General features: G+C 69.5%; 2 protein-coding genes. One reads left to right on the top strand and one right to left on the bottom strand.

The window, feature by feature from the left end:
• A partial coding sequence (locus N878_RS18005) for a 3-hydroxybutyrate dehydrogenase (protein ID WP_021444971.1) occupies positions 1–629 on the top strand: 629 nt, incomplete at its 5' end.
• 231 nt (positions 630–860) lie between these two features.
• On the opposite strand, the gene N878_RS29085 is transcribed toward N878_RS18005, so the two are convergent.
• Positions 861–2340: hypothetical protein (locus N878_RS29085; RefSeq protein ID WP_021444970.1), on the bottom strand; the 1480-nt coding region annotated here is incomplete at its 5' end.

The raw sequence follows: 2340 nt of genomic DNA, 5'->3' as shown, positions 1-2340 counted from the left end.
CCCGCCACGACGGGCGCATCGGCTACCACGCCGCCGACCTCGCCGACCCGGCGCAGATCGAAGCGCTGTTCGACTACGCCCGCCGCGAGTTCGGCCGGGTCGATATCCTGGTCAACAACGCCGGCATCCAGCACGTCGCGCCGCTGCAGGACTTCCCGGCCGAGCGCTGGGACGCGATCCTCGCGCTCAACCTCAGCGCGGTATTTCATTGCACGCGCCTGGCCCTGCCCGACATGCGCGCGCAGGACTGGGGGCGCATCGTCAACATCGCCTCGGTGCACGGCAGCGTCGGCTCCCTCGGCAAGGCGGCCTACGTCGCGGCCAAGCACGGCGTGCTCGGCCTGACCAAGGTGGTGGCGCTGGAAACCGCCCTGAGCGGCGTCACCTGCAATGCCATCTGCCCCGGCTGGGTGCTCACCCCGCTGGTGCAGCGGCAGATCGACGCGCGCATCGCCGCCGGCGAGTCACCCGAGCAGGCACGCACGGCGCTGCTGGCGGAGAAGCAGCCGTCGCAGGCCTTCGTCACCCCGCAGCAACTGGGCGAGCTGGCGCTGTTCCTCTGCAGCCCGGCGGCGCAGCAGGTGCGCGGCGCGGCCTGGAACATCGACGGCGGCTGGCTGGCGCAGTGAGGCCTCAGAGCCTGTTCAAAGTCTGCTGCGCGTCGGCACTGCTGCGTTAAAAACAGGCTCGGCAAGCCGCTTGCGGCTAACGCGCTTCAGCGCGGCCCGAAGGGCGAGTGCAACGAGTAATGCTCATGTACAGAAGTACAGTCGCCCGCGACTCCGACCGATCCTCGCCTGTTTTTGCGGGGCCGCCATCGGTATTGCATTGCTCTAGCTCGCGAGCCTTTGAACAGGCTCTTACGGGCTGGCGGGAATCTCGCGCGGCTGAGGCTCGTCGCGTTCGGCGACGAAGGCCACCGGCGTTGATCCGTCGGCATTGAGCTGGAGAATGCGCTCGGGCCGGCCCTGCTCGTCGAAGAACACCTGGCCGAGGCCGGCGCCGTTCCACAGGCGTTCGCCGGCGCGGCTGCGCTCGGGGATCAGCGGGCTGACGCGCATGCGCCGGCGCTTGGTCAGCCAGTTCAGCGGCGACCAGGGCGCGTAGAGCCAGCGGTTGAGGCGGTCGAACCAGTCCAGCAGGCGCGGCGGGAACTCGTTCTTGATGCCGCTGCTGGTGATCTGCCAGATGGTCGGGCTGGCGCGGCGGTGGCGGATGCTCACGCGGTAGACGAAGGAGTAGTGCACGTCGCCGGAGAGCACGACGAAATCCCCCGGCGTGCGCGAGTGGCGGAAGATGTTGAGCATCACGCTGGCCGCGCCGCGGTGGGCCATCCAGTTCTCCGCGTCGACCAGCAGCGGGTGGCCGGCATAGGTGAACAGCTTCTGGATGCCCTCGATCAGCTTGACCCCGAACATCGGCGCCGGCGAGACGATGATGCAGGCCGGGTGATCGAGCAGCGCCTGCTGGAATTCGCACAGCGCCTCCCAGTCCATCAGCCCGGACGGCCGCGACAGGCGGCCCTCGCTGCGCCAGCGGCGGGTGCGGGTGTCCAGCACCAGCAGCGCCGGGGTGGTCGGCAGCACGTAGTGCCAGTGCTGGAACTGCAGCAGGGCGTCGATCAGCGCGTCCTGCGCCCGGGCGTCGAGCTGGTCGTCCTGGCGCTGCTGCAGCAGCTCGCCGCAGGCGTGCAGCGGCTCCGCGAAGGCGTCCGGGTCGTTGCCCCAGCCCTGGCACAGCAGGTAGGCGAGCAGGGCGTTGCCGATGATGCGCTTGGAGAAGGGGTGGCCGTAGGCGGTCTGCTCCCAACGCGCGGAAAGGTTCCAGTCGTCGGTGACGTCGTGGTCGTCGAAGATCATCAGCGTCGGCAGGTGCGCCAGCACCCGTGCCGCCTGGCCGAGCGACTGGCGGAAGGCCGCGATGCACGGCCGCTGCTCGGCGTAGCGGCGCTGCTGCTCGGCGTCCAGCGGCGGCTGCTCTTCCTCGATCAGGCTCCAGGGCACGGGCGACCAGACCAGCAGGTACATGGCGATCATCTCGGCGAAGGTCACCAGGTGGTTGTCGGCGTTGCTGCTGGTGAAGATCGGCTTCTCCACCCCGCCGAAGAACTTGTCGCGCAGGGTCTGGTTGCTCTTCAGCGCCGGCAGCAGCTCGGCGCGCCGGTAGTAGCCGACCGGGTCGGCGTACAGCGCCTGGCTGCCTGTGACCACCGCGCCCTCGAGGCGCTCGTCGAACAGGCCGAGGCGGGCGATCAGCTGGTGGATGGCGCACAGCATCGGCCCGGCGACATCGTCGACGTAGACCTGGTCGCCGCTCATCAGCAGCAGCGCCGGGCGCTGC

The organism is Pseudomonas sp. EGD-AK9 (assembly GCF_000465935.2).
GTDB lineage: Bacteria > Pseudomonadota > Gammaproteobacteria > Pseudomonadales > Pseudomonadaceae > Aquipseudomonas.
The sequence above is the reverse complement of the archived record's forward strand: the minus strand, read 5'-3'. Positions and strand labels throughout refer to the sequence as shown.